General features: G+C 42.1%; 25 protein-coding genes. 19 read left to right on the top strand and 6 right to left on the bottom strand.

Annotation, left to right across the window (positions count from 1 at the left end):
- Positions 1 to 135 precede the first annotated feature (135 nt).
- The 5 genes from AB9K32_RS13250 (at position 136) to AB9K32_RS13230 (ending at position 5,497) form a co-directional block, all read left to right on the top strand.
- Positions 136 to 1,560 carry a Gfo/Idh/MocA family protein gene (locus AB9K32_RS13250; protein WP_369885460.1) on the top strand — a complete coding sequence of 475 codons (1,425 nt, stop codon included), beginning with the start codon at positions 136 to 138 and terminating at the stop codon, positions 1,558 to 1,560.
- A 16-nt stretch (positions 1,561 to 1,576) separates the two neighbouring features.
- Positions 1,577 to 2,080 (top strand): DinB family protein, encoded by a 504-nt coding sequence (locus AB9K32_RS13245; protein WP_338197677.1) that lies wholly within the window; start codon positions 1,577 to 1,579, stop codon positions 2,078 to 2,080.
- A gap of 97 nt (positions 2,081 to 2,177) precedes the next feature.
- A complete protein-coding gene (locus AB9K32_RS13240; RefSeq protein ID WP_369885459.1) occupies positions 2,178 to 3,317 on the top strand; it encodes an SPFH domain-containing protein in 1,140 nt (379 codons plus the stop codon).
- Between the two features lie 145 nt (positions 3,318 to 3,462).
- The gene (locus AB9K32_RS13235) at positions 3,463 to 4,557 is read left to right on the top strand and encodes a DNA helicase PriA (protein WP_369885458.1); all 1,095 of its coding nucleotides are present in this window, start codon (positions 3,463 to 3,465) and stop codon (positions 4,555 to 4,557) included.
- A gap of 7 nt (positions 4,558 to 4,564) precedes the next feature.
- Entirely contained in the window at positions 4,565 to 5,497 is a 933-nt protein-coding gene (locus AB9K32_RS13230) for an alpha/beta hydrolase family protein (protein ID WP_369885457.1), read from the top strand.
- 2 nt (positions 5,498 to 5,499) lie between these two features.
- On the opposite strand, the gene AB9K32_RS13225 is transcribed toward AB9K32_RS13230, so the two are convergent.
- Complete coding sequence (locus AB9K32_RS13225; RefSeq protein ID WP_369885456.1) at positions 5,500 to 6,600, bottom strand: lactonase family protein; 1,101 nt, start codon at positions 6,598 to 6,600, stop codon at positions 5,500 to 5,502.
- A 168-nt stretch (positions 6,601 to 6,768) separates the two neighbouring features.
- On the opposite strand from AB9K32_RS13225, the gene AB9K32_RS13220 reads away from it, so the two are divergent.
- From AB9K32_RS13220 to AB9K32_RS13210, 3 genes are all read left to right on the top strand, one after another.
- The gene (locus tag AB9K32_RS13220; RefSeq protein ID WP_338197689.1) at positions 6,769 to 7,683 is read left to right on the top strand and encodes a helix-turn-helix domain-containing protein; all 915 of its coding nucleotides are present in this window, start codon (positions 6,769 to 6,771) and stop codon (positions 7,681 to 7,683) included.
- 78 nt (positions 7,684 to 7,761) lie between these two features.
- The gene (locus tag AB9K32_RS13215; protein WP_369885455.1) at positions 7,762 to 8,916 is read left to right on the top strand and encodes a sorbosone dehydrogenase family protein; all 1,155 of its coding nucleotides are present in this window, start codon (positions 7,762 to 7,764) and stop codon (positions 8,914 to 8,916) included.
- A gap of 5 nt (positions 8,917 to 8,921) precedes the next feature.
- Entirely contained in the window at positions 8,922 to 9,350 is a 429-nt protein-coding gene (locus tag AB9K32_RS13210; RefSeq protein WP_224835859.1) for a nuclear transport factor 2 family protein, read from the top strand.
- Here the strand turns inward: AB9K32_RS13210 and AB9K32_RS13205 are convergent.
- Genes AB9K32_RS13205 through hemH form a run of 3 tightly spaced genes read right to left on the bottom strand, consistent with a single transcriptional unit; the run spans position 9,347 to position 12,643 of the window.
- The gene (locus AB9K32_RS13205; protein WP_369885454.1) at positions 9,347 to 10,747 is read right to left on the bottom strand and encodes an MATE family efflux transporter; all 1,401 of its coding nucleotides are present in this window, start codon (positions 10,745 to 10,747) and stop codon (positions 9,347 to 9,349) included. The genes AB9K32_RS13210 and AB9K32_RS13205 overlap by 4 nt on opposite strands.
- Before the next feature lie 38 nt (positions 10,748 to 10,785).
- Positions 10,786 to 11,577 carry a DUF3050 domain-containing protein gene (locus AB9K32_RS13200; RefSeq protein ID WP_369885453.1) on the bottom strand — a complete coding sequence of 264 codons (792 nt, stop codon included), beginning with the start codon at positions 11,575 to 11,577 and terminating at the stop codon, positions 10,786 to 10,788.
- A gap of 19 nt (positions 11,578 to 11,596) precedes the next feature.
- Entirely contained in the window at positions 11,597 to 12,643 is a 1,047-nt protein-coding gene (hemH, locus tag AB9K32_RS13195) for a ferrochelatase (RefSeq protein WP_369885452.1), read from the bottom strand.
- A 146-nt stretch (positions 12,644 to 12,789) separates the two neighbouring features.
- Here hemH and AB9K32_RS13190 point away from each other — a divergent pair, with 146 nt between their 5' ends.
- Complete coding sequence (locus AB9K32_RS13190; protein ID WP_369885451.1) at positions 12,790 to 13,854, top strand: mechanosensitive ion channel family protein; 1,065 nt, start codon at positions 12,790 to 12,792, stop codon at positions 13,852 to 13,854.
- Complete coding sequence (locus AB9K32_RS13185; protein ID WP_338197706.1) at positions 13,854 to 14,705, top strand: N-acetylmuramoyl-L-alanine amidase-like domain-containing protein; 852 nt, start codon at positions 13,854 to 13,856, stop codon at positions 14,703 to 14,705. Before AB9K32_RS13190 ends, AB9K32_RS13185 begins: the two co-directional genes overlap by 1 nt.
- On the opposite strand, the gene AB9K32_RS13180 is transcribed toward AB9K32_RS13185, so the two are convergent.
- Both AB9K32_RS13180 and AB9K32_RS13175 read right to left on the bottom strand, forming a co-directional pair.
- Complete coding sequence (locus tag AB9K32_RS13180; RefSeq protein WP_369885450.1) at positions 14,691 to 15,449, bottom strand: ThuA domain-containing protein; 759 nt, start codon at positions 15,447 to 15,449, stop codon at positions 14,691 to 14,693. The genes AB9K32_RS13185 and AB9K32_RS13180 overlap by 15 nt on opposite strands.
- A gap of 10 nt (positions 15,450 to 15,459) precedes the next feature.
- Positions 15,460 to 16,350, bottom strand: coding sequence for an AraC family transcriptional regulator (locus AB9K32_RS13175; RefSeq protein ID WP_224835852.1), 891 nt, complete (start codon positions 16,348 to 16,350; stop codon positions 15,460 to 15,462).
- Between the two features lie 198 nt (positions 16,351 to 16,548).
- Between AB9K32_RS13175 and hemA the strand changes: the two genes are divergently transcribed.
- From hemA to hemB, 9 genes are read left to right on the top strand one after another with little or no spacing between them, the layout of a single operon-like run.
- Positions 16,549 to 17,805, top strand: coding sequence for a glutamyl-tRNA reductase (hemA, locus tag AB9K32_RS13170; RefSeq protein WP_369885449.1), 1,257 nt, complete (start codon positions 16,549 to 16,551; stop codon positions 17,803 to 17,805).
- The gene (gene hemC / locus AB9K32_RS13165) at positions 17,802 to 18,728 is read left to right on the top strand and encodes a hydroxymethylbilane synthase (protein WP_369885448.1); all 927 of its coding nucleotides are present in this window, start codon (positions 17,802 to 17,804) and stop codon (positions 18,726 to 18,728) included. Before hemA ends, hemC begins: the two co-directional genes overlap by 4 nt.
- Positions 18,706 to 19,368, top strand: a complete 663-nt coding sequence (locus AB9K32_RS13160) for a uroporphyrinogen-III synthase (RefSeq protein ID WP_369885447.1) — start codon at positions 18,706 to 18,708, stop codon at positions 19,366 to 19,368. The genes hemC and AB9K32_RS13160 overlap by 23 nt, the downstream gene beginning before the upstream one ends.
- Positions 19,365 to 20,390 carry a uroporphyrinogen decarboxylase gene (hemE, locus tag AB9K32_RS13155; RefSeq protein WP_369885446.1) on the top strand — a complete coding sequence of 342 codons (1,026 nt, stop codon included), beginning with the start codon at positions 19,365 to 19,367 and terminating at the stop codon, positions 20,388 to 20,390. Before AB9K32_RS13160 ends, hemE begins: the two co-directional genes overlap by 4 nt.
- Positions 20,387 to 20,872, top strand: coding sequence for a hypothetical protein (locus AB9K32_RS13150; RefSeq protein ID WP_369885445.1), 486 nt, complete (start codon positions 20,387 to 20,389; stop codon positions 20,870 to 20,872). Before hemE ends, AB9K32_RS13150 begins: the two co-directional genes overlap by 4 nt.
- A 6-nt stretch (positions 20,873 to 20,878) precedes the next feature.
- Positions 20,879 to 21,412, top strand: a complete 534-nt coding sequence (locus tag AB9K32_RS13145; RefSeq protein ID WP_369885444.1) for a GNAT family N-acetyltransferase — start codon at positions 20,879 to 20,881, stop codon at positions 21,410 to 21,412.
- Positions 21,402 to 22,304 (top strand): oxygen-dependent coproporphyrinogen oxidase, encoded by a 903-nt coding sequence (gene hemF / locus AB9K32_RS13140; RefSeq protein WP_369885443.1) that lies wholly within the window; start codon positions 21,402 to 21,404, stop codon positions 22,302 to 22,304. Before AB9K32_RS13145 ends, hemF begins: the two co-directional genes overlap by 11 nt.
- Positions 22,305 to 22,326: 22 nt before the next feature.
- Positions 22,327 to 23,115, top strand: coding sequence for a PhzF family phenazine biosynthesis protein (locus AB9K32_RS13135; RefSeq protein ID WP_369885442.1), 789 nt, complete (start codon positions 22,327 to 22,329; stop codon positions 23,113 to 23,115).
- A 21-nt stretch (positions 23,116 to 23,136) separates the two neighbouring features.
- Complete coding sequence (hemB, locus tag AB9K32_RS13130; protein ID WP_293297747.1) at positions 23,137 to 24,126, top strand: porphobilinogen synthase; 990 nt, start codon at positions 23,137 to 23,139, stop codon at positions 24,124 to 24,126.
- The last annotated feature ends 2 nt before the right edge of the window (positions 24,127 to 24,128 follow it).

The raw sequence follows: 24,128 nt of genomic DNA, 5'->3' as shown, positions 1-24,128 counted from the left end.
TTTGTACTTTAACCATCCTTACAAAAAACAAAACCATATTTATTTCTTAGTGTTTCCGTTCACTTTTTTTAAAGGGAAATTGTTTTTACCGAAAAATGAATGGATGCGTAAGGGTTAAAATAACCAGAATCAACCATGAACAAAAGAGAGTTTATTAAAAAGAGCAGTGTTGGGGCCTTGGGCATTATGCTGGCTCCTTCCTTTTTGGAAAAAGGGTTTGCCAAAGAAAAGCTAAGAACTGCACATATTGGTGTGGGTAATATGGGTATGGAAGACCTTAAAGCTATTTCTTCGCATGCCGCTGTAGAAGTAGTTGCCCTTTGCGATGTGGATGCCATTTATCTGTCCACTGCACATAAAATGCATCCGGAGGCCCGTGTTTTTTTTGATTATCGTGTGATGTTGGAAGAAATGGGGGATGAAATCGATGCGGTAATCGTATCGACCCCGGACCATACTCATGCACCGGCTTCGTTATTGGCCATGGAAATGGATAAGGCGGTATATTGCCAAAAACCATTGACCCACTACGTGTCCGAATCCAGGGAGATGAAAAAAGTAGCGGAAGAAAAAGGCTTGATCACGCAAATGGGCATTCAGGTGCATTCCTTTTACGATTACAAACTCGCCACACTTTTGATTCAGTCCGGTATTATTGGAAAAGTGCATACGGTACATGCATGGTCGCCAAAAAATTGGGGATACGATGGTCCACTGCCCCAAGGCCAAGACCCAATTCCGGATCAATTGGACTGGAATCTATGGTTGGGTACTTCCACCAAACAACCCTATAAAAAAAATCTGTACCACCCAGGGAACTGGAGAAAATTGATGGATTACGGCTGCGGCACTTTGGGCGACATGGGGGTGCATATTTTTGATACGCCTTACAACGCGCTCCAATTGGATGTTCCCAGAACCATTAAAACGGAATGCCGTCCGAGCAATGGATTTGGGTTTCCAGAAAACAATACCGTTACCTATGAATTTCCCGGCACTAGATATACGGGTAAATCCCTAAAATGGATATGGTACGATGGTCCAGGTGCTCCCACAATGCACGAAGACCTTTTATTGCCCGGCATGGAAATGAAAAAGAATACCGCATCCGTTACTAAAAGCGCAAAAGATAAAATTTCTTTGGATGCCGGAGTGGCGGGTGAAAATGAATTACCAGAACAAGGAGCCATGTTTGTAGGTGAAAAAGGACGGTTATTGCTGCCCCATTTTATGCAATTGCCCAAAAAAATCAGAAAAGGGAAATACGTGGATATTTCAAGGGAAATTGCCAAAGTTTCGAAAGAACACAACTTAGGTGAGCCCATTCGAAATTATAATACTGAAGGCCCAAAGCATTATCATCAGTTTGTAGATGCTTGTTTGGGCAAAGACAATACAACCGCTCCTTTTGACTATGCTGCCCGATTGACCGAGACTATTCTCTTGGGAACCATTGCAGGCCGTTTCCCTGGCGAAACTTTGCATTGGAATGCCGAGACCGCCCAGTTTCAGGAAGAAAAAGCAAACAAATATCTGTCCGGGGATTACCGGAATTTTTAATCATAAAAAATTATATATGTCATCCACCCAGGAATATTGGCTCAGCGGCCCAATAGAAAATGTACCGTCACTTTTACAGCCCGCTGCCCACGCTTTGTTGCAATCAGTCAGGGAAACAAAGAACTATTTGTTGGATTTTCCAGAAGAAAAACTCTGGGACACACCGTTCGGCAGGGCTTCCGTAGGATTTCATCTCCGTCATCTTACCGGGGTATTGGACCGATTGCTCACTTATGCAAAACAGGAGACACTCACGGATGAGCAATTCCAATTTTTAAAAAACGAAGGTAATGGGGAAAAAGCACCTTCGTCGCAACAATTGATCACCGAATTTGAGCAAAAGGTCAACGAAGCTCTGGACTACTTTAAAACCATTCCCGAGTCTACACTAACAGATGAAAGGTTTGTGGGGCGAAAAAAATTGCCGACCACTGTTATCGGTTTAATCTTTCATTCGGCCGAGCACAGTCAAAGGCATGTGGGACAGTTATTGGTAACGGTTAGTGCGCTAAAAGCGTGATTTATTGCCGATTGTAACATTCTTACATCATTTTACACTAATCTAACGGAGACTTTCTCCTTTTTTTATAAATTAATCATCTAAATAAAACACTACCATGGATATTTTTGGAAAGATCAAAGAAAAACTCAGTAATGAGTTTATTGATATTGTTGAATGGCTCGATTATACCGATGACACCATAGCATATCGATTTGAACGCTATCAAAACGAAATAAAGAATGGCGCAAAGCTTATTGTTCGGGAAGGACAAACGGCAGTTTTTATCAACGAGGGCCAACTGGCGGATGTTTTTGAACCGGGCACTTACGACCTTACAACTCAGAACCTACCTATTTTAGCTACCCTAAAAGGTTGGAAATATGGGTTCAACTCTCCATTTAAAGCAGAGGTTTACTTTGTAAACACCCACTTATTTACCGATGAAAAGTGGGGTACAAAAAGCCCAATTACATTAAGCGATGATCGCTTTGGATTGGTGGAAATCCGTGCTTTTGGGACCTATGCCTTCAAAATTTCCGATGCAGGCAAATTTATCAAGGACATTGTAGGAACCGACAGTAATTTTACCAATTACGAAATCAACGAACACTTAAAAAGTCTGATTGCTACACGGTTCACGAATACCGTTGGCCAAGCCAATTTGCCCATTGAACTATATGCTGCCAACACTACGGAACTTTCTGATACTTGCCGCGAGGTGATGTCTCCCGAGTTTGAGAGTGTGGGCATTTCCTTGGAGAAATTCTACATTGAAAACGTATCCATGCCCGAAGATCTTAAAAAGGAAATCTTCGAGTACAGCCGTATCGACAAACTTGACCTGGACAAATTGACCAAGTTCAAAACAGCCAAGGCTATCGAGGCCGCTGCCCAAAACGAGGGCGGAACCGCTGGAGCAGGAATGGGCATGGGCATGGGATTTGTTTTGGCCCAACAAATGGGCGGTATGATGGGCGGAAATATGCAAGCTGCCCCACAACAAGCTGCACAGCAAACTGCTGGAGCTGTTCCGCCTCCAATGCCAACGCAGACCATGTACTATTATGCCACCAACGGAGTACAACACGGACCGGTTACATTTGAACAGATGCAATCCCTTTTTGCCTCAAGAACCATTAACCGTGATAGTTTGGTTTGGAAACAAGGCATGTCGGCTTGGGCATCTCTTAAAGAAGTAGAAGAATTAAAATCGTTTTTGGGAGGAAATACCCCGCCGCCATTACCAACAGAGTAATCTTTTTATTGTCATTTCGAAATGAGTTGCAAAACAACGATTGAGAAGGTTCATCACTAGAAACACTCTAGGGGTTTCTCACTTTTGTTCGAAATACTAATTTATCTCAATTGATATAGATGTCCGCCTCGGCGGAAAAGCAAGCATGGAAGAACCAACGATCCAAAAGACCGAACTCAAAAAAGCCTGTGTCAATTGTGGCGCAGAGCTTAAATACAAGCCCGGTACTACCCAGATAAGCTGCGAATATTGCGGACATTTGGAGACCATTGTCTTGGATGAAAACGGGTTCGAGGAATTGGAGCTGTATCCTTTTCTTGAAGAAATGGGTGCACAAAAGCACAGTGAGGAAATTTCTATGCTCCATTGTAAAAACTGTGGCGCGGATCAGCACGTAGAGGAAAACTACAAATCCCTGCATTGTGTGTATTGTGGTCAACCCTTGGTTATTGAAGATACTTACAAAGAAGAATGGATTCTTCCTGGTGCCGTACTCCCGTTTCAAATAGATAAGAAAAAGTCCTTTGGGATATTCAAAAATTGGGTTAAGCGCTTATGGTTTGCCCCAAATAACTTAAAAAAAGCAGCGCTCGACCCCCAATTTACCAAAGGCCTGTACTTGCCCTACTGGACCTTTGATGCGCAACTGTTCGCCACCTACACCGGCCAACGAGGCGAATATTATTACGAGACCAAAAGAGTACGCAATTCCAAAGGAAAAATGGTGACCCAAAGGGTGCGAAAAACTAGATGGTACCCTGCATCTGGACAAGTTTCAGGATTTGTGGACGATACCTTGATCAAGGCATCCCACCAAAAAACAGGCCGGATTCCAAACAAGATTGCATCTTGGGACTTAAAAAAACTACAACCTTTTGATAGTGGTTTCCTGTCTGGGTTCGTGACAGAAAAATACACGATTCCCCTTAAAGATGGGCACCTGCGTTCCAAAGAAATAGCAAGGGATATAGCGGATACTTGGTGCCGAAGGGATATTGGCGGGGATACCCAACGCGTACATTCCATGAACATGAGTTTGTCCGAAGAAACCTTTAAACATATTCTATTGCCTGTTTATGTCAGTGCTTACCGATTCAATGGAAAGGAATATAATTTCTTTATAAATGGGGAGAATGGGCGAATATCTGGATCAAGACCCTACAGTTTTTGGAAAATATTCTTTGCTGTTGTAGCTGTACTTGCCGTTATTGGTGTAATTGTACTTGTTTCAAAAAAATAATGCGGACATGAAAAAACTGTTTTTGCTCTTACTTTTAATCGGCAGCACTGCCTGCGCTCAAGATGGAAAAATTATCTCAAAAGAAGCTTTGGTTGTTTCGGATTCAATAAGAACCCGTTTAGCGGAAAGTGTCCCGGAGTTGGATGCAATCCAGTTCTCTAAAATCACATATCTGTCCGATGGCCTTAAGGTAACCGGATATATTGCCGAGCCCAAAAAAGAAGGAAAATATCCCTGTATAATCTCCAATCGGGGCGGCAACAGGGAATTTGGTGAATGGAATCCATTGAGCGTTGCGTTTTTTATGGGCAAAATGGCAAGTTGGGGATATGTTGTGGTCGCCAGTCAATATAGAGGAAATGATGGTGGTGAAGGAATTGAGCAGTTTGGCGGCGATGATATTAACGATGTTTTAAATTTAATGCCCGTTTTGGAACAATTGCCAAAGGCGGACACTGCCCGAATAGGTATTGAGGGTGGTAGCCGGGGAGGCATGATGACTTATTTGGCCATGAAAGAATCGTGCAGGTTTAAAGCGGCCGCAGCGATCGCTGGAATGGCAGATGCTCATTTAAATATAAAAAACAGACCCGAAATGGAAAAACATGTATTTTCGGAATTGGCACCAAATTATTGGGCGGACAAGGAAAACCAACTTAACATAAGATCTGCTGTATTATGGGCCGACAAAATGTGCAAAACAACCCCTCTGTTAGTTATGCACGGTAGTGCCGATTGGCGTGTTTCTGCGGAGGAATCATTGAGCTTGGTAAGCCAATTGTACAAGTATAAACACCCTACAAGGTTCATTTTGTTCGAAGGAGCAGACCATGGCATTCGAGAGTACCGAGAAGATATGTTCCAAGCCATGAAAAATCACTTTGATCGCTATGTCAGGGACGAAAGCCCGCTTCCAAATATGGAGCCGCACGGAAGATAACCTTAGTCCAAAAACACCAAACAGACTGGGTTTGGGTGGCTGGTCTCATTCAAAAAAATCAAGGTTCCGTTTTCTTTATCTCTTTTAAAAACTGCAATGTTGCTGGTCTTTTTATTGGCGACCAACAAGAATTCGCCCGTAGGGTCCATGGAAAAGTTTCTCGGCCAATCCCCTTGAACGGGTTCTCTTCCAACCAATTCCAATTGACCTGAATCGCTATCCACAGCAAAAATCACAATAGTGTTTTCCCCACGGTTGGAACCATATAAAAATTTCCCGTCCGGAGACAAATGCAAGTCGGCACAAAAGCTTTCCCCATCAAAATCAGCAGCTAAGGTCGATACCACCTGAACTTCTCGGTAATTTCCTTCACCATCTTTTTCAAAGACGGAAATGGTGCTGTTCAATTCGTTGATGACGTATAACATTTGACCATTCTTACCAAAGGTAAAGTGGCGAGGGCCTGCTCCATCTTCAAACGATATTGAACTCTGTTCGGCAGGAACGAACTCTCCATCCTTTTGATTGTATCGTTTTACCGCATCCAATCCCAAATCGGTAACCATTAGTCCATCTGTATTAAACTGTGCCATGTGCGCATGCGATGTTTTAACGGAGTCCAATGGTTTATGATCGATGATTTGTGGATTTTCGGATAGAGAACCGTCTTCATTAAGGGAGAAAATAGAAACATTGCCACCGGTATAGTTGGCAACGGCCAAATGTCCGTCTCCAGAAAGTGACAGATGACAAGGATGTGCCCCTTGGGTTCCCATGCTGTTCTGAAGTTCCAAAATATCATCTTTCAACTTAAAAGCGGTAACACCCCCGCCCAAACTATCAAAATTGGCAGTTTCTTGGACCGCATACAGGTTCTTTTTGTCTTCCGAAATGGCCAAATAGGAGGGATTTGTCAACTTGGCCGCCAGTTTTTTGCTGGACAGTTCCCCTGTACTCGAATCAAAAAAATACGTGTAGATACCTTCACTATCTCCATCGGTATACGTTCCAACAAATAGGGTGTACATGGGTTTTTCTTGAGGTTTTTGGTTACAAGAAATAATCATGATTACCCAAAGTAATACAGGTGCCAATCTCTTCATTTGTTCAGTTTGTTTGTTTTCTAAAGTAATGAAAGTAGTTCAATGACTTCAACTTTTTATCTTTAATGTGTGAAAAATGACATCGTCATATTGATATTGTGCAGCTTAGGTATTGTCCAAGGCATCTTTCTATGCTTTTACTTATTAACTCTTAAAAAAGGTAATCGATTGGCGCATCGGTTTTTGGTATTGGTTATCCTTGGACTGATTCTCCGCATTGGCAAATCGATTTTAAATGTATACCTCGACCTTGATGCCTGGCAACGAAACATTGGTATTGCTGGAATTTTGTTGGTAGGGCCAAGCCTTTGGCAATATGGAGAAGCATTGTTCCATAAAAAAAGAAAACTGCATTGGGCCATTTACTTACATTTTTTACCCTACCTATTATTCACATTGTTGTGCTGGACTATACCGAATCGAGGAGACCCTCTATCCTATTTTATCTACGATGCAGTTTTTGCCCATCTTTTGATGTATTTGATTATGGCCACAAGATTATTGGTCAACAACCATAAAGACAATAAACCTAAAATTTATAAATGGTATCGTAATCTTTTGATTGGTGTTGTGCTGATTTGGGCTTTTTATATTGGCAACATTGCTGGATTGATACCTTTTTATATTGGTGGCGCCCTCTTTTTTTCTCTTTTGGTATATATGTTTTCCTTCCTTCTTCTGCGCAACCATACTTTTTCATTGGAAAAATATACCGCTTCAACTATTGATCAAAACACCTCAATGGACATGATGGATTCCATCAACATGCTATTTGAAGAGGAGGAAATTTATTTAAACCACAAACTATCCCTCCAAGAAGTTGCTCAAGCGTTGAAAACATCTCCCAGAATTCTTTCGCAAGTAGTAAATGAAAACAAGGGGATGAATTTTTCAGAATTTGTGAATTTCCACCGGATTGAAAAAGCAAAAAAACTTTTGGTGTCACCCAACGGAAAGGATGAAAAGATTATTTCCATTGCTTACGATTCAGGTTTTGGAAACGTGACTTCCTTTAATGTGGCATTTAAGTCATTTACCCACCTAACACCATCCCAATACAGGAGGCAAAACAGTCCTTCCTAGATGGAAATCGTTTTAAGAATCATGATTTTTAAAGCTTTTGATTGCTAACACCTGTTCATTTGGGGTAAAATTTATCCCATGCGTTATCAATTATTTCTCATTGTCCTACTCTTGGCAGGGTGCAACAAAAATAGTCCTACCACAGACGTTTCGACCAACATACAACCAAAGAAAAAAATAGTTTTTGAAGGATTGAACCGTCCTTGGAGCATTGCTTTTTTAAACGAGAACGAAGCTTTGGTCACAGAAAAAAATGGGGCTTTGGTTAAAGTAAACCTTCAAACCAAAACCAAAATTACCATTAAAGGATTTCCAAAGGACTTGACCGATAGTATCGGTGCTATCCACATTGGGGACAATTCAGGTATTTTCGAAATTTTGCTTCATCCAAGTTTTGAAAAAAACAAAAAGCTCTTCTTTTCCTATGCTGCTAAGAAAAAAGGAGTTGGGAAAACCACCAAATTTGTTCAAGCTCAGTTGCAAAATGATTCCTTGACCAATCAAAAAACCATTTTGGTTGCAGAACCCTATACCTACGTCAACTACCATTATGGGGGTGGAATGACCATCGGTCCGGACAATAAACTATACCTTACGGTTGGCGAACGTCTTTTCTGGGAACACGATGAACCTGTCTTGCCCATTGCCCAAGACGTAACGGACCCCAGAGGCAAGATCCATCGTTTCAATTTGGATGGAACTATACCGAACGACAATCCCAACTTAGGAAAAGAAGCCATTCCAAGCATTTATGCCATGGGTATTCGAAACACACAAGGTATTGCTGTGCAGCCTGAAACCGGTACGATTTGGTTCACGGAACATGGAACAATTCAAGGTGACGAAATCAATATATTAAAAAAAGGGGGCAACTACGGCTGGCCCAACGTTACTTCCGGAAAATTGCGCAGCGATGATTACTCCCCGCCAAAATTGGAACATGTAAGCTTTACTGTACCAGCCTGGTTTTGGCAGCATACCGTTGCCCCCACAGGACTTTGCTTTTACACAGGCAAAGATTTCCCCCATTGGAAAAACAACTTGCTTGTACCTGGCCTCTCAAGAGGTAGTCTTTGGAGGTTTCATATCGTTGGGGACACCCTTAAAAGTGCCGAAGAACTTTTTCTGGATGATAGGGTTCGTTCGAGAAAAGTTGCTCAAAGTCCCGAAGGCAAATTGTACCTGCTTACAGATGAAGAAAATGGTAAAATCATTCAAATACTTCCAAAATAAACATCATGAAAAGAATCATTTCAATTTTAACTCTACTGTTGACTATCAACTGCTTTTCCCAGTCTGAAGACAAGGCTGTCCGTGAAACCTTGAACAAGTACTTAGAGGGATCCTCATATAGCAATCAAGAATTAATCCAAGAAGCATTTTATGAAAATGCAGATCTGTTCCTGTCCAGAGAAGGACAAGAACTATGGGTGCTTACCCCAAAAGAATATGCCGCACTCTTCGAAAACCGACCCAAAGGAAAATTCAATGGTCGGGAAACAACCATCTTGAACATTGACATAAATCATAATATCGCCACTGCCAAAGCAGAAATCTGGATTGAATCAACTAGTATGAAATTTATTGATCTGTTCCTTTTGAAAAAGTTGTCGGGCCAATGGAAAATCATCAGCAAAGCGGCCACGCTCTTACCTGAGAAAGACTAATCTTTGTTAGAAGCCACACTGGCCCGAAGATTTTTATCTATTTCTCTCTTTAGAAAAATTCCGGTCACAATGGTTGATAGCACATCTGCAATACAAAATGATAGCCAAACACCTATCTCGCCCATGAAATTGGGCAGAATCAAAATCAACGGGATAAAAAAGAAGCCCTGACGGGTCAAAGTGAGCAATAAGGCGGGAATGGCTTTGCCGATTGCCTGAAAATATGCGGCACCTATTAACTGTATGGCGATAATGGGAGTCGCGGCAAACACCAAGCGCATGGCCAAAGGCGTATGCTCCAAAACAAAATTGTTGGTTGCCAGTTCTTCGGCAGATAGCTCTGGCCGTTCACTTAGGAACAATGAGGCGATTTCCGAGGGAAAAACCATAAGAACCACAAAAACAAGGGAGGCTACCAAGGCTGCATATTTAATTGCCGTATAGATGGATTGTTTTACTCTTTCAAATTTTTGGGCGCCATAATTGTACCCAGCTATCGGAAGAAATCCTTGGGTTACGCCAAAAACGGGGAACAGGGCAAACATCAACATCCTGCCGATAATGGCATACACCGCTACCATCGCCTCTCCTCCCAAGTTGAACAATATATTGTTCATCAACAAATAGGTAATGCTGGTAACGGCCTGTCTGGCCAAGGTCACAAACCCCAACGAGCCAATTTCCCGAAGAATGGGTCGATCTAGTCCAAAATGGGAAATATCTATTTTTAATTCCGAATTTTTGGACAGGAAAAAATAAAACACGTAAAAGAAACATAGTAAATAACCAACCGTGGTGGCCCAAGCGGCCCCATGCATACCCCAATCGAACACATAAATAAAAATGTAGTCCATCAAGAGGTTCCCAACGGACGGGATGATCATCGCGATCATGGCAAATCGAGGTTTTCCTTCTGCACGTATCACGGTGTTTCCCATCATGCAAAGTGCAAGGAAGGGCACTCCGTACAAAATGATAGTGTAATAAATCTTAGCGGGTTCAAAAATGGAACCTTTACCGCCAAAAGCTGGAATCAGGTTATCCACAAAATAGAGCCCCAGTGCCACCATGGAAATAGTGACCAACAAGGTCAACGTAATCTGGTTTCCGAACGTTTTAAGGGCCTTTTCCTTGTTATTTGCTCCAAGTGCCCTCGAAATAATACTGGAACCCCCAATACCAATCGCCATGCCCAAGGCAGCGATAAAGAAGGATACGGGCAACACTACATTGATTGCGGCAATGGCAATGGAGCCTATCCAGTTGCCTACAAATATGGAGTCCACCAATACGTTTAGGGACATTACCAAGATACCAATCGATGCGGGTACGGCCTGTTTGATCAGTAATTTTCCGATGGGTTCTTCGCCGAGTTCGCTTGAGGTTATTTTGGCCATGCCGGATTAAAGCTTTACATATTTTGTTGGTTGCTTAACTACAGGGTTCCCACCAACTTGCTCTTTTTCTTTTCCAATGTTTGTGCAATGCTATTCCAAAGCGCAATTCTCACCTTTAATGCCTTGGTGCTATAAACCTTAACATCGTCCCATTTTTGCTCATCTGCACCGCATAGGGATTTGATCATACGTAGGGCCAAAGGGCCGTGCTCATAGCCATCCAGCTCTATGTGCCTTTTAAGATAATATTCCAATTTTTTGTACCTGCTCGGCCCATTTGAGCCAGATTGTTCAATAATGCTCAAGAACATATCAGGAATTAAATCCTCCCGGCCAAAGGTAAATGCTGCTGCAATTATATGCGGTTGTCGGGTGCTGATAACATCAAAAGTAAATTGAAGAAAATCCTTTTCTGCTTGGTTGAGTTGAGCTTTTTTAATTTGATCGGAGATTTTATCCAAATTATTGAACGAAGAAATAGTTGCTTGCACTTTCTCCGTATCTGCACCAACCTCTTTCATGGCGTCGAGGTACATTTCAAAATGACTTTTAGGCTCTCCCAACTCGTTCCGGTCCGTTTCTTCCTCCAAGACAATTTCGTTGATGAAACGAGCCACCTCGGTATTGGGGCGTGGCTGCCAGGGCAAATCTACACAAGTTAGGCTGCGCTGAAGTGCTTTTAGGAGCGACATAAAATCCCAAACGGCATACACATGGCTTTCCATAAAGGTTTTAATGTCATCCAACGAATCCAATTGGGTATAAAGTAGGTGATTTTTGAGCGTATTGCGAAGGGGTTCAAGTTCTTTCCCCAGATTTTCAATTTTCATATTCTCTTTGGTTTCAGACTTATCGGATATGGGTTTCGGGCAAAGCACCGTTAACTTCCCATGCTTTGATCCATTTGGCCATAAGTTGGGCCCAGTCGTCGCGGTCGTTCAAGCATGGAATGTGGATGTAGTCTCCACCGCCTGCTTCTTGGAACTGTTCCTTGCCTTCCATGGCAATTTCCTCAAGAGTTTCTAGGCAATCGCTCACAAATGCAGGAGTGATTACGGCCAATTTTTTTATACCTTCTTCCCCTAATCGTTCAAACTCCTTGTCGGTAAATGGTTGCAGCCAAGGGTCACTGCCCAATCTAGATTGGAATGAGGTGCTCACCTTTTCTTCTGGCAAATTCAGCTCTTTTTTTACCAGTTCGGTAGTATCGTAACATTGGTGGCGGTAGCAGGTATGGTGCGCTACGGAATTGGTCTTGCAACACTGCCCGTTCAGCTGGCAATGGAACTTGGTCGGGTCTGATTTTCTGATATGCCTCTCCGGAATTCCGTGATAGGAAAATAGGATATGGTCGTAATCGAAACCCTTTAAACCTTCCGCTATACTTTTGGATAATATTTTGATGTAATCTGGATTACTGTAAAAGGCCGGTAGAGTGGTCATTTGCATATCAGGGAAATCCTGTTGTTGCACCTCCAGTGCTTTTACAACAACCGTTTCATAGGAAGACATGGCATAATGTGGGTACAGCGGCACCAAGAACACCTCATCGACCCCTTTCTCCTTCAATTCTTGTAACCCTTCTTTAATGGACATGGAACCGTACCTCATGCCCAATGCCACCGGTAATTCGATTTGATTTCGGACCTTTTCTGCAAACCTTTCCGAAATAATGATCAAAGGAGAACCTTCGTCCCACCAAATTTTAGAATATGCTTCGGCGGATTTTTTTGGGCGAGTATTCAGAATGATTCCTCGAACTATAATATTCCTTAAAACAGGATTTACATCGATTACACGTTCGTCCATCAAAAACTCATCCAAATACGGCTTAACATCTTTGGCTGTTGGGCTGTCCGGCGACCCAAGGTTGACCAATAAAACTCCTTTCTTCACACTTATTTGTTTTGAGCAGCTAAAATACAACACCAAGAGGACTTCGCCTTTTGTAGCTTACAAAACTTTCTTATGATGAAATAATGAATATCGATTTTGTTTAGACTTTGGGATTGCCTTGAATTTTTCTGTCTTATTTTTGGAGTATGGAGTCCTTTTATGATACAGTTTCCAAAGAGTCGCTTATTTACTTGGGCGTTGCCCTTCTTGTGCTCGTTTTCCTGTTTTGGGGTACAGCAGCGCTGATGAAACGATTGGGCAAGAATCCGAAGTATCTTTTGCCCAAAAGTTCTTTTAAACGATTGGCTACGCCATTGGTTTTGATTTTTATTGCCGTACTCCTTAGGATGAAGGCATTACGTGACCTCCTTAACCTCGAGGATGCAGGGTATTGGTTTAGAAAGGCCAGCACCGTCCTATTTATTTTTGCCATGGCGTGGGCAATGATCGCCATGTTAAAGATTATAAAAGCGGTAATCATTAAAAACTACGACATTGGTGTTGCCGATAATTTAAAGGCACGTAAAGTTTATACACAGTTTACAATTCTGGAGCGTATTTTTATTTTTATCATAGTCTTGCTTGCAACTGGTTTTGCATTGATGAGCTTTGAAGAAATCCGTGAGGTGGGCATCAGTATTTTTGCTTCTGCAGGAGTGGCGGGTATCATTATCGGGTTTTCGGCACAACAGTTTATCGGTACTATTTTGGCTGGCATCCAAATTGCCATTGCCCAACCCATTAAACTTGATGATGTGGTTATTGTGGAAGGGGAATGGGGCCGTATCGAAGAGATTACTTTAACGTATGTTGTGGTGAGTATTTGGGACAAAAGGCGTTTGATCGTGCCTACGCCTTACTTTATCAATCAGCCCTTCCAAAATTGGACCAAAACATCTGCCGATTTAATGGGAACCGTTTTTCTGTATGTGGATTATAATGTTCCGTTTGATAAAATTCGAGAAGAACAAACAAAAATCCTGAACAATACCCATCTTTGGGACGGTAAGGTAAACGTAGTACAAGTTACCGATACCAAACCAAATTATTTGGAAATTCGATGTTTGGTCAGTGCCAAAGACTCGTCCACGGCCTGGGATCTCAGAGTACATTTAAGGGAAAGACTAATTGTTTACCTCCAAGAAAATTACCCAGAAAGTATTGCTAGAACCACGAGATTGACGGTTGAACATAAAAATGAAGAAAATTGATGAAACAAACTATACTCGCTCTTTTATTGACTTTGGGATATGGGTTAAATGCACAACAGATTACCTGTTCCCCAGAGGACAAATCACTTTTTGAAGTCAAGCTTTTGGACCTAATGCAAACCAAAGGCGCCACCTTGGGCGACACCATTGCACAGGTGGGCCGATCGTTCCTTGGAACTCCGTATGTTGAAAAAACCCTCGAAGTTGGTGATACGGAAACTTTGGTGGTGAACTTCGGCGGATTGGACTGTACAACATTTGTGGAAAATGTATTGGCATTTAGCCTGATGCTGCAAAACCGGCAAAAGGATTTTGAAAGCTTTACGGACAATCTGGAGACTGTTCGGTATAGAAACGGCAGTTTAAACGGGTATCCTTCTCGTTTACACTATTTTACAGAATGGATTCGGAATAACGAGCGTAAGGGGTTGGTAAAGGACATCACCGAGGAATTAGGGGGCGAGAAACTGGAAAAGTCCATTAATTTTATGGGGACCCATCGTAACCTGTACCCTTTTTTGGCCAGCGATGAGAATTTTGAAGCAATGTTAGAGGTGGAAAAGGTACTGGCCACAGAAGAAATTTGTTATTTGCCAAAGGACCAAATAGAAAGCAAGGAACACCTGATAAAATCCGGGGACATTATTGCTTTGGCCACATCTATAAAAGGATTGGATGTAACACATACCGGAATTGCATTGCACAGACCCGATGGTAGGTTGCATCTATTACATGCTTCCAGTAAGAATGGTGAAGTAGAGATTTCCGAGTTGCCGTTGGCGGATTACCTCAAAAACATCAAAAGCAATATAGGAATCATTGTTGCCAGACCTGCTTTAGTCTCTTTTTAAACACCATTCGATAGCGCCCAAAAGATGCTGGCGGAACATAGGCTCATTGAACGAATCGTCCGTATGGCCTCCCCCTGTATAAAAGGCCCTGCCACCATCGAACTCTTGGAACCAGGCAATTGGATGATCGGGTCCATTGGTGCCCCCTTCATAACTGGTCTCGTCCAAATTGAGCAATACGGTAACATCGGGACTTAGATTTTTATAATTGTACCATTCATCTGTTCTGATCCAAGTTTCCTTCAAGTGGGCAGTGGACGGGTGTATATTGTTTACCACATCAATTTTAGCTTTTCTCACATTAGGGTCAGTTGGATGGGAATCAAAATAGCCCCCTACCAATTTACCGTACCAATCCCAATCATACTCGGTATCGGCAGCGGCATGCACACCCAGAAAAGCACCACCTCCTTTAATAAACTGCTCAAATGCAAGCTGTTGAGTATGGTTCAGCACATCCATGGTTGTGTTCAAAAAAACCACTAGCTTGTAATTATCAAGATTTAAGGTGTTAAAATCATCTTCGGATTCGGATTGCAAGGCAATAAAACCATTTTGTCTGCCCAATTCCCTAAAGGTCTGCACCCCTTTTTCTATGGATTTATGCCGGAATCCTTGAGTTTTGGTAAAAACAAGAACCAAATCGGGCATTTTTTGCGTATTCTCTTTTTCAGCGGGTATATCTTGTGCCGAAACATGAAGGGCGAAACAGAAGCTGAGTAAATACAGTGCAAATTTTTTCATAAGGGTTTAATTAGGCATTTGAAGTTAAATATTTTTTAGGTGTTGTGCCGAACTTCTTTTTAAAAGAAGCAATAAAATGACTAGCGGTACTGTACCCTACTTTTAATCCCACCTCGTTTACATTGTGCTTTCCTGTTTCCAACATTTTACGGGCATATTCCATTTTGTAATCGAACAAAAAGCCAAAAACAGAGTCTCCATAAATTTGTTTAAAGCCTTCCTTTAGTTTTTTAAGGCTTAACCCAACCTCTTGCGAGAGTTCTGCAAGTGTTGGCGGTTCAGCCATACGGGAAATCATAATTTCCTTGGCCATTCGAATTCGGCGAACATTGTCCTCGTCTGCCAAGTAGGGGCATTGTTCAAGATCGGCATCTTCGGTTTTATTAAAGTACAGGGAGATCAACTCGTACACTTTGCCTTTTAAATACAGTTTTTTTATGGATGGATGCAAATTATAGTTCATTAACTGGCTAAGGACAACGGCCGTGGCCGGAGATACCATTTCTTGAGAATAGTATTTCTTCTCCTTGTTTTCGTCGCTTAAGAAAGGAATATAATCCGCTTCGTCGGAAAACAGGGAATGGAACTTCCTTATCGTCATAACTACGGAAAGCAGCCAAGAGCCGGGCGAGACCACCAGATCCAAGGGCAGGTCTTTTTGGGTGTTGTACAAGAGCAACGAGTTTTCCTCATTTACTTCCAAATAGTAGTTACCTTCATTAAAATTGAATTTGGACCTCCCCTTTAGACAAAAATGGAATTGGATGTACGTGCTGTCTATTTCACGCTCAATAAGTCTAGGGTCCTTGGAGTCGTTCTGAATCTTTAAGATGTAAATTCCGTCCTCTACTAAAATTTCATCATAGGAACCGCTAGCGATATTTTTTAAGTTGTTTTTCAATTTGGTTTAGATGTTTTGTTAATTTAGAATGGCTCTAAATTGTATTCTGCAATATCAAATTTATCAATAATATCAATACTTGACGTAAATTTTATCAAAAATAAAAAACAAAATAAATAGTAGTGGCCTATCTGGTTCCGCTACCGTTATTTTTTGATACATAAGCCTGTTAATTTTGTTCTGCGATTTATATCCTTTATGAGGAACTACCATATTTCAAAACATAATTCCTTCTACGCCATTGGGTTGAGTTACAAGAAGGCGGATGCAGAGGTTAGAGGAAAGTTCAGTCTGGATGTTCCTGCCATTGATCATATATTGAGCAAGGCGAAGGGAATGGGCATCGATGGGCTTTTGGCCATTTCTACGTGCAACAGGACCGAACTGTATGGATTTGCACAGCACCCCTATCAACTTATAAAGCTGTTATGTGAGGAGACCAAAGGCACTGTGGAGGAATTCCAGGAAGTGGCCTATGTATATAAAAACCATGACGCGATTTCCCATATTTTCAAAGTGGGGACTGGTCTAGACAGTCAGATTTTGGGTGATTTTGAAATCATCAGCCAGATCAAACAAGGTTTTTACCGTGCCAAAAAGCAGGAAATGGCCAATCCGTTCTTGGAACGTTTGTGCAATTCGGTGATCCAGGCCAGCAAACGTATTAAAAACGAGACGGAACTATCTTCTGGGGCCACCTCGGTTGCATTTGCATCGGTAAAATATATTCTGGATAATGTGGATGATATTTCCAATAAGAACATTTTACTTTTCGGGACTGGCAAGATTGGACGGAACACCTGCGAAAATTTAGTAAAACACTCCAACAATTCCCACATTACACTGATCAATAGAACCAGGGAAAAAGCAGAGGATGTTGCAGGCAAGTTTCAATTAACGGTAAAAGATTATGGAGATCTGCAGTCCGAAATACGAAAGGCCGACATACTTGTTGTGGCCACAGGGGCCCAACTGCCAACCGTTTCGAAAGCTTTGGTATACACTAAAAAGCCCTTATTGATTTTGGATTTGTCCGTACCCAAAAACGTATCTGACGATGTAAAAGAGCTGAAGAACGTTACCTTGGTGCATTTGGATCAGCTGTCGCAAATTACCGATGAGACTTTGGCCAAAAGAAAGGAATTTATCCCAAAGGCAGAAGCGATTATTGAGAAAGTGAGAAAAGATTTCCTTAAATGGTTGGAAACGCGAAAGTTTGCTCCGGTAATCAATGCCCTTAAGGACAAACTGAACACAATGAAAACCGAAGAAATCGATTTTCAGACCAAAAAAATAGAAGGTTTCGACCAAATTCAAGCAGAAATCATCTCCGATAGGATCATACAAAAAATTACCAAACAGTTTGCCAATCACTTAAAGAGCAACGAAGTGGATACGGAGGACAGTCTGGAACTTATCCAGAAAGTATTTCAGCTAGAACTACATTCCAAATGAGCAAGATAATCCGCATTGGAACCCGCGATAGCGAATTGGCGCTGTGGCAAGCCACTACCGTTCAAAATAAATTGGAAACACTAGGGTACGATACCATTTTGGTACCCACAAAATCCATGGGGGACCAAGTGTTGGACAAACCTCTGTACGAGTTGGGCGTTACCGGTATTTTTACCAAAACACTGGATGTAGCCTTGTTAAAGGGCGATATAGATATTGCTGTACATTCCATGAAGGATGTACCCACCCAACTCCCTAAAGGCATAGTACAAGTGGCCGTACTTGAGCGCGCCGTTACCCACGATATTCTGGTGCATAAAGGTTCTGGTTTTTTGGAGCAGGACCAACCTGCGATCATTGCCACGGGCAGTTTGCGCAGAAAAGCCCAATGGTTGAACAAATACCCCGACCACAAAGTGGTGGACCTTAGGGGAAACGTAAACACTCGCTTGTTAAAACTTATCGAGAACAACTGGCAAGGTGCCATTTTCGCACAAGCAGGATTGGAGCGTATAAAACTATTGCCCAAAGACGCCATTCAATTGGATTGGATGGTTCCCGCTCCCGCACAAGGTGCCATGTTGGTGGTCGCCAAACAAGAAGATGACTTTACCCAACAGGCATTGGCCCATCTTAACCATTCGGAAACCGAAGTGGCAACAACCATAGAGCGTGAATTTTTGCGCACTTTGGAAGGAGGATGCACTGCCCCAATAGGAGCATTGGCCCAAATAAAGGATAAAAAAGTGCATTTTAAAGGCGTAGTGTTCTCTTTGGACGGCAAAAAAAAGATTGAAATTAAAAAAGAGGTGAAACTGTCCGAAGCAAAGAACCTTGGCCAGGCGTGTGCGGAAGAAGTGCTAAAAAACGGCGGTGATAAATTGATGCAGGAAATCAGAAATGAAAACAGTGCTGTCCACTAAAATATTAAGCCCGTCACAAAAAGAACTTTTTCTAAATTCCGGCTTGGGATTGGTGGAATACAATGCGCTATCGATCGAGTTTCTCGAAGACAAGATACCTTTGGAACACAAAAATTACGTTTTTACCAGCCAGAATACAGTCAAGGTTTTTATAAAGCAAACAGAAGGATTGGACAGGTCCGGGTTTCGTGCATTCTGCGTAGGCGATAAAACGCGATCGCTTTTGGAAGATAATGGAGTATTAGTCGTGGAATCCACGCAGTATGCTTCAGAATTGGGAAAAGTTATTGCACAAAAATACCGCTGTGAATCCTTTTTGTTTTTATGTGGGAACAAAAGAAGGGATGATTTGCCCAATGCCTTTAAAAAAAATAACATTCGGTATAAAGAAATGATGGTGTACCGGACTCACTCGAACCCTAAGGCCTTCAATAGAAATTTCGATGGTATTCTTTTTTACAGCCCCAGTGGTATTCAAAGTTACTTGTTGGAAAACAAATTGGGCAACAGCATGTTGTTCTGCATTGGAAACACCACCGCTGCCGAAGCTAAAAAACATTCAGAGAATATAATTTTAGCCAACAAACCGACTGTTGAAAATGTGTTGGTACAGGCGATTAACTACTATAAGAACTTATGATAAAAAACGACTTGTTCCTAAAGGCTTTAAAAGGAGAAACCGTTGAGCGTCCACCCGTATGGATGATGCGACAAGCGGGACGCTATTTGCCAGAATTCATGGAACTTAAGAAAAAATACGATTTCTTTACCCGTTGCCAAACACCGGAACTGGCTTCTGAAATAACCGTACAGCCCATTCGGCGCTATGGCATGGATGCCGCCATATTGTTCAGTGACATCTTGGTAATACCCCAAGCTATGGACATCGAGGTGCAAATGAAGCCCAACTTTGGACCGTATCTTCCCAATCCGATCCGTTCGCAAAAGGATTTGGACCATGTGGTTGTTCCCGATGTTCATGACTCGCTTGGGTATGTAATGGACGCAATTGAAATGACAAAGGAGAAATTAAATGATGAAATTCCTTTGATCGGATTTGCAGGCTCTCCTTGGACCATTCTCTGCTATTGTGTGGAAGGGCAAGGGAGCAAAAGTTTCGACAAGGCCCGTGGTTTCTGTTTTACCCAGCCAAAAGCTGCCCACGAACTGCTTCAAAAAATAACCGATACTACCATTGCTTACCTTAAAGCAAAGGTTAAAGCTGGTGTTAATGCCGTACAGGTTTTCGATTCTTGGGGAGGAATGCTTTCGCCCGTGGATTATCAAGAGTTTTCATGGAAATATATCCAACAAATAGTGGATGCATTAAAAGATGAGGCCCCAGTAATTGTATTTGGTAAAGGCTGTTGGTTTGCATTAAAAGAGATGGCCAATTCAGGTGCGTCCGCAGTTGGGGTCGATTGGACCTGTTCTGCGCAAAATGCCAGATACTTAACGGGAGGAAACATCACGCTTCAAGGTAATTTTGATCCAGCAAGATTACTTTCACCACCAGAAAAAATCAAGGAAATGGTGACACAGATGATCCGTAATTTTGGCAAGGACAAATACATTGTAAACCTGGGCCATGGTATTTTGCCCAACATTCCTATCGAGAATGCCCAAGCTTTTATAGAAGCGGTTAAGGAGTATAAAGGGTGAAGCTTTTTGCGATACTGAAACGGTTAGATGTAAAGAATCTCCTAAAGGTTATCGGTATTGGTTTGAGCAGGCCTCTCTTTATACTCCCGACTATAAGAGCAACAAAGGATTGCTTGGCCATTTCGAGCAAGTACTTTGGTAAACTGCACCATAAAAATGGTCCGGCGAACGCATTTAGGCATGCACTATGGAATTATTTGATTGCCAAAAGATGTTTTGCCTGGAGCAGAAACGAAGAATCGGCAACCCAATGGGCAAAAAGGGTAACCGATTGGCACGAGGATTCGTTTCCAAACAAAAAATTGCCAAAACAAATGGATTTGCACAATAATGAGGTAGGTAGGTTTATTTATAGGCAAAATGCCGATAAGGTGGAGACCGAGGTTGTAGCCAAGTTGAAAGAAATGACCGGTGAATCCATCAAAATAAATGAAACGTCAAAACTTTCCAATTATAAATACCAAATGGTACATATTCTTTGATAAGTTATGATCAATACAGCTTTTCAAATAGATTATCTTAAACCGGACGATGCAGAAAGCTTATCTCTTTTAATGCGATCGAACCGGGAGATATTTGAACGTTTCTTCCCAAACACCCTGCAACAAAACCTTTCAGTGCTCGGTTCTCGAAACTACATTGAAAAAAAAGACGAAGAAATTGCTAAGAAAGAGGAATTCACCTTTGCCATAAGAGAGAATAATGACCAAAGCATACTCGGCTTGGTCATACTAAAAAACATTGATCACAACATCGGAGAGGGAGAACTTGCTTATTGTTTGGACAGTGATTACCATGGTAAGGGCATCACCAGTTCTTGCATAAAACAAGCAATAGATTTTGCTTTTGATAAAATAGATTTAAAAACCCTTAAAATTATAGCGCATAAAACTAATCGAGGAAGTATAGGGGTTGCTCTAAAATGCGGTTTTCAATGGAAAAGAACGATCCAAAAAGCATATCGACCGCCCAACGAAGATTTTCTCGATATGGAACTTTACGAATTATATTATGAAGGATAAATTTTACGAATACATTCAAAAACTACAGGATACCATCACCCATAAATTGGAAGAGTTGGATGGTTCAGCTAAATTTCAACAGGATTTTTGGGAGCGCGAAGAAGGTGGTGGAGGCAGAACACGGGTAATCGAAAACGGAGCAGTTTTCGAAAAAGGCGGCGTAAATATTTCAAAAGTACATGGCCCGTTGCCCAAGAGTATGCAAAACTACTTTGGAGTGGAAGATGTGGACTTTTTCGCCTGCGGACTGAGTTTGGTGATTCATCCAAAAAATCCAATGGTGCCCACGGTGCATGCTAACTGGCGCTATTTTGAAATGTACGACAAGGAAGGTAACATTGTGGATCAATGGTTCGGAGGCGGACAAGATCTTACTCCCTACTACCTGTTCGATGAAGATGCCATTCATTTTCATTCAGTCTGTAAAAAAGCCTGCGATGCCCATAATCCGGATTTCTATCCCGACTATAAAAAGAAGTGCGACAACTACTTCTGGAATGCCCATCGGAACGAAGCCCGTGGGGTTGGTGGATTGTTCTTCGATTATTGCAAAGCATCCGAAGAAACCAGTATGGAAGATTGGTACAATTTTGTAACAGAGGTCGGGGACAGCTTTTTGGGGGCCTATGTTCCTATTGTCGAAAAAAGAAAGGAATTGCCGTACTCCCAAGCACAACGCGATTGGCAGGAGATTCGGAGAGGACGCTATGTGGAGTTCAATTTGGTGCACGATAAGGGCACGCTCTTTGGGTTGCGCACCAATGGCAGAATAGAAAGTATTTTGATGAGTCTGCCACCTCATGTACAATGGAGGTACGATCATCATCCAGAAAAGAACAGTGCCGAAACAAAATTGATAGAAGCACTCCAAAACCCAAAAGAATGGGTGTAATATGTAGTCGTAAAAACAAGCCATGAGACAGAAAATTTATCAAATTGATGCATTTGCCAACCAGACTTTTGCCGGCAACCCTGCCGCCGTTTGCATATTGGATGCCTGGTTGAGTCCAGAACTGATGCAAAACATAGCTCGGGAAAATAATTTGGCCGAGACCGCATTTGCCGTTAAAAAAGATGACACCTACGAAATACGCTGGTTTACTCCAGAGCTGGAAGTGGACCTATGTGGCCATGCCACCTTGGCTACGGCCTTCGTATTGTTTCATTTTTATAATTTAGATATGGATACCGTTCGGTTTTTCTCGCATCGTAGCGGAGAACTTACTGTTGCCAAAGCTGATAATGGCTGGTTAACAATGGATTTTCCGGCAGATATTCTTGTTGCGATCAAAAATATTGACGAGATCGATCAAGCTTTGGGTAAGTCCCCCATCAAAACCTTTAAGGGTAAAACCGATTACATGCTTGTCTACAGTTCTCAAAAAGAGATTGAAAAAATTGAGCCCAACTTTTTCCTTTTAGATCAAGTGGATGCTAGAGGAGTTATTGTTACCGCACCGGGCACCGAAGTGGATTTTGTATCGCGGTTTTTTGCCCCTTCCTGCGGTATACCCGAAGATCCGGTTACCGGTTCGGCACATACTTCCTTAACGCCCTATTGGTCCAAAGAATTGGACCGGACCAAAATGACGGCAAAGCAGCTATCCAAAAGAGGTGGAGATCTGGTTTGCGAATATTTAGGGGATAGGGTTAAAATTTCTGGCAAAGCAGTACCTTATCTGGAAGGAGAAATAGATATTTGATCAACACTTAAAACTAAAACCATGTACCCACTAATACGAAACCGAAGACTGCGCGCATCCGAATCCATTAGAAGATTGGTCCGAGAGACCCAAGTTACACCAGATGATTTTTTGGTACCTCTCTTTGTAACCGAAGGAAAAGGAATCAAAGAAGAAATTCCATCTATGCCCAACTATTTTAGATTGAGCCTGGACAATCTTGAAAAAGAAGTGAAAGAATTGTGGAAGATGGGATTGTGTTCCGTGCTACTTTTTGTAAAAGTTGATGATAAACTAAAAGACAACAAAGGTACCGAGGCCATTAATCCGAACGGGTTGATGCAACGTGCCATAAAAACCGTAAAAAATGCCTGTCCACAAATGTTGGTGATGACGGATGTGGCTTTAGATCCCTTTTCAGCATACGGGCACGACGGTATTGTAGCAGAAGGACAGATCTTGAACGACGAAACTGCAGAAGTGTTGGCCGAAATGAGCGTGTCCCATGCCCAAGCGGGCGCAGATTTTGTAGCACCAAGCGACATGATGGACGGACGAATCCTTACCATTCGTGAAGCCTTGGAAGATCAAGGCTACTTGAATACCGGCATAATGGCCTACTCCGCAAAATACGCTAGTGCATTTTATGGTCCTTTCCGCGATGCATTGGATTCCGCACCTGTGGATATTGCGGACGTGCCCAAGGATAAAAAAACCTATCAAATGGATTATGCCAATCGGTATGAAGCCATTAGGGAAACCCAAATGGACATTGACGAAGGAGCCGATATTGTAATGGTAAAACCCGGTCTGTGCTATTTGGACATAGTCCGTGAAATTAAAAATGAAGTCGATACCCCCGTTGCCGTGTACCAGGTATCCGGAGAGTATGCCATGGTAAAAGCAGCTGCAGAAAAAGGGTGGTTGGACCACGATGCCGTGATGTTGGAGCAATTGACCGCCATAAAAAGAGCCGGTGCAGACATTATTGCGAGCTATTTTGCCAAGGATTTTGTACGATCTTTGGGATAAAC

Origin of the sequence: Allomuricauda sp. XS_ASV26 (genome assembly GCF_041224615.1) — a bacterium.
GTDB lineage: Bacteria > Bacteroidota > Bacteroidia > Flavobacteriales > Flavobacteriaceae > Flagellimonas > Flagellimonas alginolytica.
The sequence above is the reverse complement of the archived record's forward strand: the minus strand, read 5'-3'. Positions and strand labels throughout refer to the sequence as shown.